Origin of the sequence: Collinsella sp. CLA-ER-H11, assembly GCF_040092445.1 — a bacterium.
Taxonomy (GTDB): domain Bacteria; phylum Actinomycetota; class Coriobacteriia; order Coriobacteriales; family Coriobacteriaceae; genus Collinsella.
Genome location: NZ_JBBNLN010000001.1, coordinates 97350 through 110589, shown reverse-complemented (window position 1 = coordinate 110589; position 13240 = coordinate 97350). Strand labels below are relative to the sequence as shown.

General features: G+C 60.7%; 12 protein-coding genes. 10 read left to right on the top strand and 2 right to left on the bottom strand.

All coding sequences use genetic code 11. The features are described from left to right. Window position 1: 1 nt before the first annotated feature. From AAAX35_RS00485 to AAAX35_RS00445, 9 genes are all read left to right on the top strand, one after another. A complete protein-coding gene (locus tag AAAX35_RS00485) occupies window positions 2-796 on the top strand; it encodes a PTS sugar transporter subunit IIC (protein WP_006235136.1) in 795 nt (264 codons plus the stop codon). Window positions 797-809: 13 nt separating this feature from the next. After that, window positions 810-1643 (top strand): PTS system mannose/fructose/sorbose family transporter subunit IID, encoded by an 834-nt coding sequence (locus AAAX35_RS00480; RefSeq protein ID WP_152067312.1) that lies wholly within the window; start codon window positions 810-812, stop codon window positions 1641-1643. 198 nt (window positions 1644-1841) lie between these two features. Beyond that, a complete protein-coding gene (locus AAAX35_RS00475) occupies window positions 1842-2825 on the top strand; it encodes an SIS domain-containing protein (protein ID WP_260699123.1) in 984 nt (327 codons plus the stop codon). A gap of 158 nt (window positions 2826-2983) precedes the next feature. Next, on the top strand, window positions 2984-3613 hold the full coding sequence (locus AAAX35_RS00470) for an HAD family phosphatase (protein ID WP_349116381.1): 630 nt from the start codon (window positions 2984-2986) through the stop codon (window positions 3611-3613). A 354-nt stretch (window positions 3614-3967) separates the two neighbouring features. Beyond that, entirely contained in the window at window positions 3968-4975 is a 1008-nt protein-coding gene (locus AAAX35_RS00465) for a YitT family protein (protein ID WP_349116380.1), read from the top strand. A 219-nt stretch (window positions 4976-5194) separates the two neighbouring features. Further along, window positions 5195-5914 (top strand): GntR family transcriptional regulator, encoded by a 720-nt coding sequence (locus AAAX35_RS00460; RefSeq protein WP_349116379.1) that lies wholly within the window; start codon window positions 5195-5197, stop codon window positions 5912-5914. A gap of 344 nt (window positions 5915-6258) precedes the next feature. Next, window positions 6259-8238, top strand: a complete 1980-nt coding sequence (locus tag AAAX35_RS00455) for an ATP-dependent DNA helicase RecQ (protein WP_349116378.1) — start codon at window positions 6259-6261, stop codon at window positions 8236-8238. A gap of 2 nt (window positions 8239-8240) precedes the next feature. Then, window positions 8241-8996: a GntR family transcriptional regulator gene (locus tag AAAX35_RS00450; RefSeq protein ID WP_349116377.1), complete on the top strand. Its 756-nt coding sequence runs from the start codon at window positions 8241-8243 to the stop codon at window positions 8994-8996. A 144-nt stretch (window positions 8997-9140) separates the two neighbouring features. Continuing rightward, window positions 9141-10109 (top strand): SIS domain-containing protein, encoded by a 969-nt coding sequence (locus AAAX35_RS00445; protein WP_349116376.1) that lies wholly within the window; start codon window positions 9141-9143, stop codon window positions 10107-10109. A 132-nt stretch (window positions 10110-10241) separates the two neighbouring features. Here AAAX35_RS00445 and AAAX35_RS00440 read toward each other — a convergent pair whose 3' ends face one another. Further along, window positions 10242-11219, bottom strand: a complete 978-nt coding sequence (locus AAAX35_RS00440; RefSeq protein ID WP_117563734.1) for an L-lactate dehydrogenase — start codon at window positions 11217-11219, stop codon at window positions 10242-10244. 211 nt (window positions 11220-11430) lie between these two features. Here AAAX35_RS00440 and metA point away from each other — a divergent pair, with 211 nt between their 5' ends. Continuing rightward, entirely contained in the window at window positions 11431-12357 is a 927-nt protein-coding gene (metA, locus tag AAAX35_RS00435; protein ID WP_006235124.1) for a homoserine O-succinyltransferase, read from the top strand. Between the two features lie 23 nt (window positions 12358-12380). Here metA and AAAX35_RS00430 read toward each other — a convergent pair whose 3' ends face one another. Next, window positions 12381-12977, bottom strand: coding sequence for a 5-formyltetrahydrofolate cyclo-ligase (locus tag AAAX35_RS00430; protein WP_349116375.1), 597 nt, complete (start codon window positions 12975-12977; stop codon window positions 12381-12383). Between the last annotated feature and the right edge of the window lie 263 nt (window positions 12978-13240).

The following is a 13240-nucleotide window of genomic DNA, read 5'->3' as shown; positions in this document are numbered from 1 at the left end:
TATGAATACGTTCATCAGTGCGGTGCTCGTCGGCCTCGTCGGCGTGTTCTGCATGTGGGACTCCCGCCTGCTCGGTCGTCTTAACTTCGAGCAGCCCCTCGTTGGCGCTACGCTCGTCGGTCTGCTGCTGGGCGATGTGCCCACCGGCCTTGCCGTCGGTGCCGCCGTCGAGCTCGTGTCCATGGGCCTGGTGCAGGTCGGCGCCGCCGTTCCGCCCGATATGGTCCTGGGCGGCATCGTGGCCGCTGCCTTTGCGTGCCTGACCGATGCTTCCGCCGAGACCGCCATGACGATCGCCATCCCGGTCGCCGTCCTGGGTCAGCTTCTCGGCATCGTGTTCCGTTCCATCATCGCCGCCCTCACCCATGTGGCAGATAGCGCGATCGATAACGGAAAGTTCAAGACCGCCTACCGTATGCACATCTGCGCCGGCTCCGGTCTGTACGCCGTCATGTACTTCCTGCCGATCTTCCTCGCCGTTTTTGTTGGCACCGACCTGGTTCAGGCCATCGTCAACATGGTTCCCGAGTGGCTGTCCACTGGTCTTAACGTTTCGACCAAGATCATGACCGCCTACGGCTTGGCCCTGCTGCTCACCATGATGATCAAGAAGGGTATGACTCCGTTCCTGTTCATCGGTTTCCTGCTCGCCGCTTACCTCAACCTGTCCGTCATCGCGGTCGCTCTGATCGGTGTGTGCCTGGCTGTCGTCTTCATGGGCTTCAAGTTCAACGGTTCCCATGCAGCCGCCGGTGTCGATTCCGACTACGATCCGCTCGAAGACGACGAAGACTAAGGAGGAACACACTATGGCAACCGCAACCAAGGACGTGTCCCTGAACAAGAAGGTCAGCCAGTTCTTCTGGCGCTCCTGGGCCATCCAGGCTTCTTGGAACTACGAGCGTCAGATGAACATGGGCTTCCTCTACGGTATGGTTCCCACGCTCGATCGCCTCTATCCGGATGAGTCCGACCCCAAGCAGCTCGCTGCTAAGAAAGAGGCTTACCACCGTCACATGGCGTTCTACAACTGCACCCCGCAGACGAGCGCTTTCATCCTGGGCCTCGCCGCCTCCATGGAGGAGGAGTACGCCAAGGATCCCGAGAACTTCGACCCCGATTCGATCAACGCGGTCAAGACCTCCCTCATGGGCCCGCTTTCCGGTATTGGTGACTCCTTCTTCCAGGGCACCATCCGCGTTATCGCCTTTGGTCTGGGCGTTCAGCTGGCTCAGCAGGGCTCCATCATGGGCCCGATCCTGGCCATGCTCATCTCCATCGTGCCCTCCGTGCTGATCACTTGGTTCGCAGCCAAGATGGGCTATCAGGGTGGCCACGAGTACCTGAGCAAGCTTCAGGGCGGCGACCTCATGGAGAAGCTCATGTATGTCTGCGGCATCGTGGGCCTTATGTCCGTGGGCGGCATGATCGCCACGCTGATCGGCGCCACCACCCCGCTGCAGTTCGCTGACGGCACCGTCGTGATCCAGGACATCCTGGATGGCATGATGCCCCAGATGATCTCCCTCGGCCTCACCGGCCTTATGTACTGGCTCATCAAGAAGAACGTCAACACCGGTTGGCTTCTCGTGATCGCCATCGTGGGCGGCATCGCCCTCTCCGCGGCCGGCATCCTGGCCTAGTCGCGATCAAGCGTCTAATCGCTTTCCCCGGGGAGCCTGCCTGACATCCCATACCCCAGGCAGGCTTCCATCCCTAAATGTGTCAAAGGGACAGTTCCTTTGACACATCCTCAACGGGCCGGCGACTCGGTCCAAACCACGGTAACCCTGCGAGCGCTCGGCAATGTGGCGCCGCAAAAATCGAAAGGAATGTGTCAGATGTACGAGATCGACCTTAACCTCCCTAAGCAGATCGTCGCTGACGTCCTGTCCAACCACGAGATCCACAGCGTCGCCTTCGTCGGCTGCGGTGCTTCCATGTCCGACCTTTACCCCGCCAAGTACTTCCTGGCCAACAACACGGACAAGCTGAACGTTCAGATCTTCACCGCTAACGAGTTCAACTACGACACGCCTTCCTGGGTCAACGAGCACACCTTCGTGATCACCTGCTCCCTCGGTGGCTCCACGCCCGAGACCGTCGAGGCCAACAAGACCGCCAAGAAGCACAATTGCCCGGTCGTCTCCCTCACCAACAAGGCTGGCTCCGCCCTGACCGTCGACGCTGACTACGTCATCGTTCACGGCTTCCACGCCAACTTCGCTGCCAAGTGCGAGAAGCCCGGCTACGCCATCGCTCTTGCTGTCGAGATCCTTCAGCAGACCGAGGGCTATGACCACTACGAGGACATGATCACCGGCCTCACCAACGTCTTCGATCTCTGCGAGAACGCCGCTCAGCACTGCAAGAAGCTCGCCAAGAAGTTCGCCGAGGACTTCAAGGACGACAAGATGATCTACTTCATGGCTTCCGGTGCCTCCGAGAAGATGGCTTATTCTCACGCCGCCTTCCTGTTCACCGAGATGCAGTGGATCGACGCCGCCGCCTACAACACCGGCGAGTACTTCCACGGCCCGTTCGAGGTTTCCACCGAGGGTAAGCCCTACGTCTTCTTCATGTCCGATGGCGCCACCCGTCCGATGGACGCTCGCGCCCTCACCTTCCTTGAGCGCATGGGCGCCAAGGTCGCTCTGATTGACTCCAAGGACTACGGCCTGGCCGACGCCGTGCCCGCGAGCGTCGTCACCTACTTCAACCCGCTGCTGCACCTCGCCGTTATGCGCGAGTACGGCAACCAGATCGCCGAGGCCCGTCAGCACCCGCTGACCATGCGTCGCTACATGTGGAAGCTTTCCTACTAATCACAAGTAAGTAGACCTTACGGGTTGATTGAGAGGGGATGGGGTTTGCGCCCCGTCCCCTTTTTGCTTTGGGGAGGGCGTGTCTGTCGCGTCGCAAATCCCAGATAAAACCTACCAAAATAAACCTGTCCCTTTTTGGCAGGTGGGAGGAGATGCGTATGATCAAGGCAGTGCTGTTTGACATGGACGGCGTGCTGGTCGATACCGAGTGGTTCTACAACCGTCGTCGCGTGGCGTTTATGGAAGAGAAGGGGTTCCACTTTGACGAGATCCCCGATCTTTCGGGGTCTAACGAGCCCGCCATTTGGGAGGCGCTGGTGCCCGACGATATTGAGCTGCGCGAGCGTCTGCGCGTGGAGTACAAGCAGGTCTATAGCCCGGACCACCCCGTTCCGTATGCCGAGCTGCTCAACGAGCAGACGGAACCGGTGATGCGTGAGCTACATGAGCGCGGCGTGAAGTGCGCCATCGCGAGCTCGTCCTATCGCGAGCTGATCGACGAGCTGGTGGAGATTGCCGGTATCGCCGACGTGCTGGACTACACCATCAGCGGTCACGAGTGCAGTGCGTTTAAGCCCGACCCCGAGATCTACCTGCGTGCCATGGAGGCGCTGGGGGTGGAGCCTGCCGAGTGCCTGGTTATCGAGGATTCGCCTTTGGGGATCGAGGCTGGCAAACGTTCCGGCGCCCGCGTCCTGGCACTGCGTCCGCACGAGGGCGTCAACCTCGATCAATCGCGAGCCGATGCCGTTATTGATAATCTGACCGACATTTTGGCCGCTTTGTAGCGTCAATCCGCCGCGAGAAGCACTGATTCACGCGTCTTTTGCTGCGGATTGGCTTAATTTGTCATCTATTTGGATCCGTTTGGCTTCGATTCGGATTAAGTGAGTAGACTTTTTGGTGCAGGACGAGCACAAAGCGCATCTGCTCTAGTAAAACCGCAGGTCACAGGGGTGGCGGTTTTGGGTGTGCTCTGCAGGTCGCGTAAAGTCTACTCACTTGTAATTTGGGCCTTTGGTCGTGGGGTTGCTGGTCCCGCTTTGGTTGTCGAGAGAGGGTGAATTGAAGCGCCCCCGCACGCTCCATGCTACAATCGCGGACATACCCCACAACTACATCTGCCTTCGAAAGGAGCCTGCGTGGCGAACGCCATCGATCAGCTCACGGACCGAGTGCTCGTACTCGGCCGCCTCACCATCGTCCGCCGCGCTATTACTGCCGTGGCGGTCACGATTTCCGCCGTTCTCCAGACATTCCTGATCCAGGCGTTCATTCAGCCCGCCGACTTGCTTCCGAGCGGCCTCACCGGCGTTGCGGTCCTGCTCGATCGCGTTACCTCGCTGGGCGGCGTTCACATCGACATCTCGCTCGGTATGCTCGCGCTCAACATCCCCGTGGCGCTCCTATGCTGGAGCGGCATCAGCAAGCGCTTCGTCATCTTCTCGATGATGCAGGTCGTGCTCTCGTCGCTGTTCCTCAACGTCTTTCACTTCGCTCCATTTTTGGGCGACAAGATCATGCTAATCATTTTTGGCGGCGTGGTCTCGGGTCTGGGCGCTGCCATCGCGCTTAAATCCGGCGCATCCACCGGCGGCACCGACTTTATCGCGCTGTGGGTTTCCAACCACACGGGCAAGACCATCTGGGGCGTCATCTTTGGTTTCAACTGCTTTATCCTGGCGATCTTTGGCTTTATGTTTGGCTGGGACAAGGCGGCGTATTCCATTGTGTTCCAGTTTATTTCGACCAAGACCATCGACAGTTTCTATCGTCGCTACGATCGCGTGACGCTGCAGATCACGACGCGTAAGGCAGACGAGGTCATGACTGCCTACGTAAACCATTTTCAGCACGGCATTAGCTGCGCCGAGGTCGTCGGCGGATACAGCCGCGAAAAGATGTACCTGCTGCACACCGTTGTCTCGACCTACGAGAGCCAGGACATTATCAAGCTGGTGTGCGATGTTGACCCCGGCGCTGTGATCAATGTGTTCCACACGCTCAACTTTGTGGGCGGCTGGTGGGGTGGTCATGTCGACGAGCCCATGCCCACGGCCGTTCCCGATCCCGACAAGCCCGCACGTATGGCCAGCAGGCAGGCGCGCCTCAGCGAACAGGACAGCCTGCAGCAGGACGACGGCAAGTAGGGTATTGGCATTTTGCCGGTCCTGCGCAACCCATCCGAACGAGCCCCCCGAAAGCCCCGTTGCTTTCGAGAGGCTCTCGTTTGCCCAGATAAAACCTACCAAAATGAAGCTGTCGCTTTTTGGTAGGGAGGGTGTATCGTTTTATCAATATGAGGTAACATGAAACTAGACGTTATATACGTATTAGTTATTTCGATATTTCGATAAGAGTGATCAGATATGCCCGCGCCCAAAAATGCACCGCTTTACCAGCAGATTTACGACGAAATCAAGGATGCGATCGAGAAAGGTGTTTATGCACCCAAGGAGCGTATTCCGTCCGAGCTTGAACTAGCCGAGCAGTACGAGGTGAGCCGTATTACGGTGCGCCGCGCTGTCGAGGAGCTGTGCTCCGATGGTTACCTGGTTAAGCAGCAGGGCCGCGGCACCTTTGTCTCCACGCCGCACATCAATCGCCAGTTTCACGCCTCGACGCTGCAGACGTTTACCGCGCTGTGTGCCGGCAACGGCATGAAGGCCGGTGCGCACGTGATCGATCGCCAGATCGTTCCGGCGCGCCAAAACGAGATGGAGTTCTTTGGCCTGCAGAAGGACGCGCTGCTGCTGCATATTAAGCGCGTGCGTACAGCCGACGGCGAGCCCATCTTTGAGGAGAACATCTTTGTGCCGTTTGACGCCTACCGTGAGCTGTTGACGGCCGATCTTGAGGACAAGTCGATTTTTGCCGAGGTCGAGCGTGTTGGCGGAACGCCGATTGTCTCGGTTGGCTACCGCACGGTCGAGGCCGTTCGCGCCAATACCGAGCAGGCGGCCGAGCTGGGCATTGCTCCGCACGATCCGCTGCTCAACCTGCGTGCCGGCTTTACCGGTCCCAACGATGAGCCGGTCTTGCTCGGCAAACAGTACTACGTGGGTAGCCGCTACGTCATGGTGATGTAGCTCTAGTTGCGCGGTTTTCCAAACCGCGCAACGGCTCGACGCTGCGCCTTTGGTTCCGCCGTTCTAACGAACGGCGGACCGGTCGACGCTGCAAACGCCCCTAAGCGGCAATCTGACGTTCAATCGTCGGTCGCGTACAAAAGTACGCTTCCCTCCTCTTTCACGTCACCTTGCTCGCCTAGGGGCGTTTTCGCTGACTTATGCTCAACCTACGATAATTCCGCGTTTGTCAAGAGATTAGCCGTTGGGGGCGTTCTTAAACGACTAGTCTGGGCGGCGGCCGTGTGCTGCTGCCCGCGTGGCGGCGTATAATCGGCGGCAGATGACTTGAACGTTAGGAAACCATGACCGATAGCATGCAGCAGATGGCGCTCGACACGCTCGGCGCCTATTTTGGCTACACCTCGTTTCGCCCGGGACAGGACCGCATGGTCGATGCGATCCTTGCCGGTCGTGATGCGCTGGGTGTTATGCCCACGGGCGCCGGCAAGTCCATTTGCTACCAGGTGCCCGCGCTCATGCTGCCCGGCATCACCTTTGTGGTGAGTCCGCTGCTGTCGCTTATGGAGGACCAGACCCGTGCGTTGCTCGCGGCGGGTGCGCGACCCAGCTATCTCAACTCCAGCCTTACTCCGGCCCAGCAAAACACCGTGCTCAAGCGGGCGCGCGAGGGCCGCTACCAGCTTATGTACGTGGCGCCCGAGCGCTTGCTCGAGCCGCGTTTTTTGGCCTTTGCGCGGGAGGCCGCGGCGGACGGCGGCATTGGCGTGCCGCTCGTGGCCATTGACGAGGCCCACTGCGTAAGCCAATGGGGTCAGGATTTCCGCCCCGCCTACCTGCAGATTCGCGAGTTCATCGATTCCCTGCCGCAGCGCCCCATCGTGGCGGCCTTTACCGCTACGGCGACCGAGCGTGTGCGCGCGGACATTCAGCAGATGCTTGGTCTGCAAAACCCCGCGACGGTGGTGACGGGTTTTGATCGCAAGAACCTCTACTTTGGTTGCGAGGAGATGGGCGACAAGGCCAAGACCGCGTGGGTGCGCGACTACGTGATTGCGCATTCGAGCGAGAGCGGCATCGTGTATTGCTCGACCCGCAAGACGGTCGACACGCTGGCCGCGGAGCTTGCCGAGGCTCTGGGCCCCAGCGGCATTCGCGTTGGCCGCTACCATGCAGGCATGGGCAACGACGCCCGTCGCCAAAGCCAGCGTGCCTTTATCGACGACGATATCCAGGTGATGGTTGCCACCAACGCCTTTGGTATGGGCATCGACAAGCCCAACGTGCGCTACGTGATCCACAACAACGTGCCCGAGAGCATCGAGGCCTACTACCAGGAGGCGGGTCGAGCCGGCCGCGATGGCGACCCGGCCAGCTGCCACCTGCTGTGGAACGGCAACGATTTTCGCATGCGTCGCTTTCTGATCGACCGCGGCGATGCTGCCGATGAGGCGCTCGACGACGAGCAGCGCGCATGGGCGCTCCAGAACCGCTACCGCCTGCTCAGCCAGATGGAGGGCTACTGCAATACTACCGGCTGCCTGCGCGAATACATGCTGCGCTACTTTGGCGACGAGGCCGCGGCTGAGCATGCCGCGGCTGGTACGGGCAGCGCCGCCACGGACGAGGCCGAGGGCTGCGGCAACTGCAGCAACTGCCTCACGCAGTTCGAGGTCGAGGACGTCACCGATATGGCCCGCGCCGCCGTGCGCTATGTGGCCACGCGCCCCATGCGCTTTGGCAAATCGCTGGTCGCCGACGTGCTCCATGGCGGCAACACCGAGCGCATTCGCCAGATGCATCTGGACGAGGACCGCGGCTACGGTGAGCTGTCGAGCGAATCGGTCGGGCGCATCAAGGACATCATCGGCCAGCTGTGCGGCCGCGGTTATCTGGCCACCTCGCAGGGGCAGTACCCGGTCGTGGGGCTGGGTCCGCGTGCCGGCGAGGTCGAGGACGAGGCGTTCGCCTTTACCGTTAAGCGTCGTGCGTCCAAGCGCAAGGCCTCGGCCCGCGCCCGCCGCGCCGTCGATCTGCTGCGTGAGGAGGCTGAGCTGGATCAGCGCCCGCGTGTTGGCGACGATGCCGAGTTGTTCGAGCGCCTGCGTGCCCTGCGCAAGGAGATCTCGACCGAGCTGGAAATGGCGCCGTATATGGTCTTTTCCGACAAGGCCCTGCGCGGTCTGTGCCGCCTGCGTCCACAGACGCGCGACGAGCTTATCCAGGTCAACGGCATTGGCGAGAAAAAGGCCGACGCCTTTGGCGAGCAGTTTATGGCGGCGATTGAAGAGTTTGAGTCCGAGCATGCACGGGATGGAGCGTAACGATGGCATTCGACGATAAAACCGAGCGCACTGAGGTATCCGCCGTTCCGCTGTACCAGCAGGTTATGGACGACCTAAAGGGCGAGATCGCGCGTGGCGTGTACGCATCCGGCTCGCGCATTCCTTCCGAAATGGAGCTCGCTAAGTCCTATGGTGTGGGACGCGTCACCGTGCGCCGCGCCATTGAGGAGCTGTCGCGCGCGGGGTATCTCAACCGCCAGCAGGGGAGGGGCACGTTCGTGTGCGCGCCCAAGCTCAAGCGCAAGATTGTCCAGAAGGGTGACGTTCAGAGCTTTTCCGAGGGTTGCGCTGCCAACGACATGGTGGCCGGAGCACGCCTGGTGTCGCGCACGGTGGTTGCGGCGACGCGCGAGGACGCGGCGTTTTTTGGGGTGGAACCCGGCTGCGAGCTCATCGTGGTCGAGCGTGTGCGCACGGCAGACGGCGTGCCCGTCATGCTCGAGAACAACGCCTTTGTGCTGGCTGACCATCCCTATCTGCAGACGCTTGCCGACGAGGACCTCACCGATAACTCGATCTTTGCGCTCGTTGCCGAGCATTCAGGCCGCGCACCGCTCAAGTCCGACCCTTGCACCGTGGAGATCGCGCTCGCCGATGCTCAGGCGGCCCCGCTGTTGGAGGTGCCGGTCGGCGAGCCGCTCTTCTATATGGAGGCGTACTTTACCGATGCGGACGATCGGCCCTTGCTGCTCGGACGCCAAAAGATCGTGGGCTCGCGCTACGTGTTCGACATCTAACGTCCATAGATAGAACAACATGGAACAAGTTTGGTGAAATGACTTCACGGGCGTCGTCGTGCGTGCTATAAATAGGACAACATAGAACGACCTCAGGTACGAGCTGCCGTCGTTCAAAGCCGCCACACAAGAAGGGGCATCACCATGAACGCACACGATCTGATTCAGGAAATTATCGAGCGCAAGGGCAAGATCGAGAACGTCTTTTGGATCGCCTGCGGCGGTTCGATGATCGACCTGATGCCGGCCAACGAGCTGCTCAAGCGCGAGGCCACCACGTTTGCCTCGACGGTCTACACGGCACGCGAGTTTTGCCTGATGGCTCCCAAGAGTCTTGGCAAGAAGTCACTCGTCATCGCCTGCAGCCACAGCGGCAACACGCAGGAGGTCGTCGACGGCTGCGAGATGGCGCTGGCTGCCGGCGCCGAGGTCGTGGCCATGACCGACTGCGAGGGCTCCAAGATCGATAACGGCAAGTGGGCCACCTGGGTCTATCCGTGGGGCGAAGGCGTGTCACAGGCCGAGGTGCCGCAGGGTATCGGCGCTCTGATCGCCGCCGAGCTGCTCGACCAGCAGGAAGGCTACGAGGCACTCGCCGACATGTACGCCGGCCTTAAGCAGATGGATGCGCTGCTGCCCGCTGCCCGTGAGAAGGTCAATGCCGAGCTGGGCGATCGCTTTGCCGAGCTCTGCCAGCAGCATAAGTTCTTCTACATCCTGGGATCCGGCCCCAACTTTAGCCAGACCTACGCCATGGCGATCTGCTCGCTTATGGAGATGCAATGGCAGCACTGCTGCTACATTCACTCCGGCGAGTATTTCCACGGCCCGTTCGAGGCCACCGAGCCCGGCGTGTTTTACTTTGTACAGCTCGGATCGGGCGAGTGCCGCCCCATGGAGGAGCGCGCGCTGGCGTTCCTCAACACGCACACCGATACGGTCATGGTGCTCGATGCGCTCGAGTACGGCGTGGGCGAGGTGCCCACCAGCGTGCGTTCGTTCCTGGAGCCGATCTTCTTCTATGCGATGAGCTGCGAGCTGCGCGCCGCTCGCGGCAAGGTGTTCGACCACAGCCCCGAGGTCCGTCGCTACATGGGCATCGAGCAGTACTAGGTAACGGGAAAACCTTTCACCTTCGATTCGCAAGGGCACTGCGTGAGTCAAAAAAGCGGGCCGCGCCGGGGATTTCCGGCGCGGCCCGCTTGGTATCGCGCTTAGATTCGCAAGGTTGCGGCAGCCAGCGGCCTACTTTGCGTCGTAGGCCTCGGCGTCCCACCAGTCGAGCTGGGCGATGTTGTCGCGAATGTGCTGGCAGCTCTTGTGGAAGCCCTCGAGCTCGTGCTCGGACAGGTCGAGCGTGTAGACCTCCTCGACGCCCTCGGCGCCGATCACGCACGGCAGGGAGGTAAAGATACCCTCCTCGCCATACTGGCCGGTCATAAGCGTGGAGGCGGAAAGCACGGCGTGCTCGTTGTGAAGCACGGCGGCGCAGACGCGTGCGGCGGAGTTGGCGACGGCGTACTCGGTGCACTGCTTGCCCTGGTAGGTTACATAGCCGCCCTTGCGCGCGAGCTCCTCGACCTCCATGTGGTCGAAGGCGTACTTGTCGGGGTTCTCGGCCTGAAGTTCGTTAAGGCTCTTGCCGGCGATGGTCGCGGCCTTAAAGGCTGCAAGCTGGCTAAAGCCATGCTCGCCGATCATGTAGGCGTCGATGGACTTGGGGCTCACGCCGACCTTCTTGGAGATCTCGGTGCGCAGGCGGGCGGAGTCCAGGCCGCAGCCCGAGCCGATGATCTTCTTGGGATCGTAGCCGGTCAGGTGCCACAGCTCGGTGCACACGACGTCGCAGGGGTTGGAGATGCTCACAAAGATGCCGTCGAAGCCGGCGTCGACGATGCGCTTGGCAAAGGTGCGGGCGGCGTCGGTGGTAAAGAACAGCTCGCCGTCGCGGTTGCCAGCGGCAAGCGCGACCTTGCCGGCGGCGTTGACGATGACGTCGCAGCAGGCCAGCTCCTCGTAGTGGTCGTAGCAGTTGACGATCTTGGTGTTGTACGGGACAAACGAAAGGGAGTCGCGCAGGTCCTGGACCTCGGACGTCACCTTGGCCTCGTTGATATCACACAGGTACAGCTCATCGGCAATGCCCTGCATAAGCAGGCTGTTGGCGACATGTGCTCCTACGTGGCCTTGGCCGACCACACCGATCTTACGCGTCTGGTACATATGAGTATCCTTCCGGCCGAGTTTTTCACGTCGGACCATTGTAGCCTCCTGCCGTCACTTTGCTAGGCTAAAGCGCCATAGATTTTTGGGACATGCCTTAATTTCTACTTTTGGAGTGATTTGGGCCGCTGACGGCATCGCTGGGCGATGCGCTCGCGCGGATGGGGCCGGTCGTTGTACCATAGCTGCAACTGACTCGTAAGGAGCATCCATGCCCATTCGCATCCCCGACGCCCTCCCTGCCGCCGCGCAGCTCGAGAGCGAGAACATCTTTGTCATGACCGAGTACCGCGCGCTGCACCAGGACATCCGTCCGTTGCGCGTGCTCATTCTCAACCTCATGCCCACCAAGATTGCCACCGAGACGCAGATCATGCGCAAACTCTCCAACACGCCGCTGCAGGTGGAGGTGGACCTGCTGCGCACCAAGACGCACGAGGCCACGCACGTGAGCGCCGGCCACCTGGAGACGTTTTACCGCACGTTCGACGACATCCGCGACATCCACTACGACGGTCTGATCATCACGGGCGCGCCCGTGGAGCAGATGCCGTTCGAGGAGGTCGACTACTGGCCCGAGCTCTGCCAGATCATGGATTGGTCCACCACGCACGTGCACTCCACGCTGCACATTTGTTGGGGCGCACAGGCGGGGCTCTACCATCATTACGGTATCCAGAAGTACGACCTGCCGGCAAAGGCGAGCGGCGTGTTCGAGCATTATCTGGTGAAGCCGCAAAGCCCGCTGGTTCGCGGCTTTGACGACCGTTTCTATGCCGTGCATTCGCGCAACACCGATGTGCGCCGCGAGGACGTGGAGGCCGAGCCGCAGCTTGAGGTTGTGGCCGTGTCCGACGAGGTTGGCCTGTACATCGTCAAGTCGACCGACAGCCGCCGCTTCTTTGTATTTGGTCATCCCGAGTACGATACCGACACGTTGCGCCTGGAGTACGAGCGCGACGTGAAGCGCGGGCTCAACCCTCAGGTGCCGGCGCATTACTTCCCGGGCGATGACCCCACCGCCGAGCCGCGTAACGTCTGGCGCAGCCAGGCTCAGCTGTTCTACACCAACTGGCTCAACTACTACGTCTACCAGACCACGCCCTACGACCTGGCCCGCGCCGGCGAGGAACACTAGGCCGTCGGGAGGTGCGCCAGCCGTTAGGCGCTGATGATGTGGGGTAGCGGCAGGTCGTGCGCATCGGTAGGAACGCCATCGACACGCTGCTCGTCAAAGGCGATGCCGATGATTTGACATGTGGGTGAGAGCATGGGCAGGTAGCGGTCATAGCAGCCGCCGCCATAGCCCAGGCGTGCGCCGGCGCGGTCGAAGGCTACAAGCGGTACGACGATCATGTCGAGAGCTTCGGCAGGCACGATAGGGAAGCGGCTGCTGTCGATGTCCGTGGCCGCGAAGGCTCGCGTGGGGTGGCCGATAAACGGAGCCGAGGACGCATCGGCAGCAGCAACTGCCCGCATACACATGCGCTGGCCACAAGCTGCGGCATCAATTGCCGAGAGCATGCACGGATAGGCTACGCGCCAGCCGCGTTTGGCGGCCGCTGCGGCAAACGCGGCAGGATTGACTTCGGAACCCATCGCGGCATAGACGGCAACGGTGTGCGGTGCCGCGGGATCCGAGCGACCCAGTCGCTCAACAAGCCGCGCACAGATAAGGGCAGACTTCGCCGCCCGCACATCCAAATCAATCGCATCGCGCCGGGCAATCACCGCTCGCCGCAATTTAGCCTTGTCCATCCCAACCTCCTCTAGCAAACCTGCCAAAAAGGGACAGGTTTATTTTGGCAGGTTTTATCTGGGCAAACAGCAAAACAACCACGAAGGGGATACATGCACCTTCGTGGTGGTCTGTGTTGTGATGGGTGTCTGCGGCGGTTTGTCTCGATCTGTAACAGTAACTTGGCAAAATTGGACTTAGATGTTACAGATTGAGACAAAGAGCTGGTGCCGTTCGGGAACGTCTCGATCTGTAACATCTGGAGCCGATATTGCCGTCTAGA

What these genes read in the sequence shown, in the direction of transcription:
- AAAX35_RS00485 (WP_006235136.1), top strand. Translation starts at nt 2, where the DNA reads ATGAATACGTTCATCAGTGCGGTGCTCGTCGGCCTCGTCGGCGTGTTC.
- AAAX35_RS00480 (WP_152067312.1), top strand. Translation starts at nt 810, where the DNA reads ATGGCAACCGCAACCAAGGACGTGTCCCTGAACAAGAAGGTCAGCCAG.
- AAAX35_RS00475 (WP_260699123.1), top strand. Translation starts at nt 1,842, where the DNA reads ATGTACGAGATCGACCTTAACCTCCCTAAGCAGATCGTCGCTGACGTC.
- AAAX35_RS00470 (WP_349116381.1), top strand. Translation starts at nt 2,984, where the DNA reads ATGATCAAGGCAGTGCTGTTTGACATGGACGGCGTGCTGGTCGATACC.
- AAAX35_RS00460 (WP_349116379.1), top strand. Translation starts at nt 5,195, where the DNA reads ATGCCCGCGCCCAAAAATGCACCGCTTTACCAGCAGATTTACGACGAA.
- AAAX35_RS00455 (WP_349116378.1), top strand. Translation starts at nt 6,259, where the DNA reads ATGACCGATAGCATGCAGCAGATGGCGCTCGACACGCTCGGCGCCTAT.
- AAAX35_RS00450 (WP_349116377.1), top strand. Translation starts at nt 8,241, where the DNA reads ATGGCATTCGACGATAAAACCGAGCGCACTGAGGTATCCGCCGTTCCG.
- AAAX35_RS00445 (WP_349116376.1), top strand. Translation starts at nt 9,141, where the DNA reads ATGAACGCACACGATCTGATTCAGGAAATTATCGAGCGCAAGGGCAAG.
- AAAX35_RS00440 (WP_117563734.1), bottom strand. Translation starts at nt 11,219, where the DNA reads ATGTACCAGACGCGTAAGATCGGTGTGGTCGGCCAAGGCCACGTAGGA.
- metA (WP_006235124.1), top strand. Translation starts at nt 11,431, where the DNA reads ATGCCCATTCGCATCCCCGACGCCCTCCCTGCCGCCGCGCAGCTCGAG.
- AAAX35_RS00430 (WP_349116375.1), bottom strand. Translation starts at nt 12,977, where the DNA reads ATGGACAAGGCTAAATTGCGGCGAGCGGTGATTGCCCGGCGCGATGCG.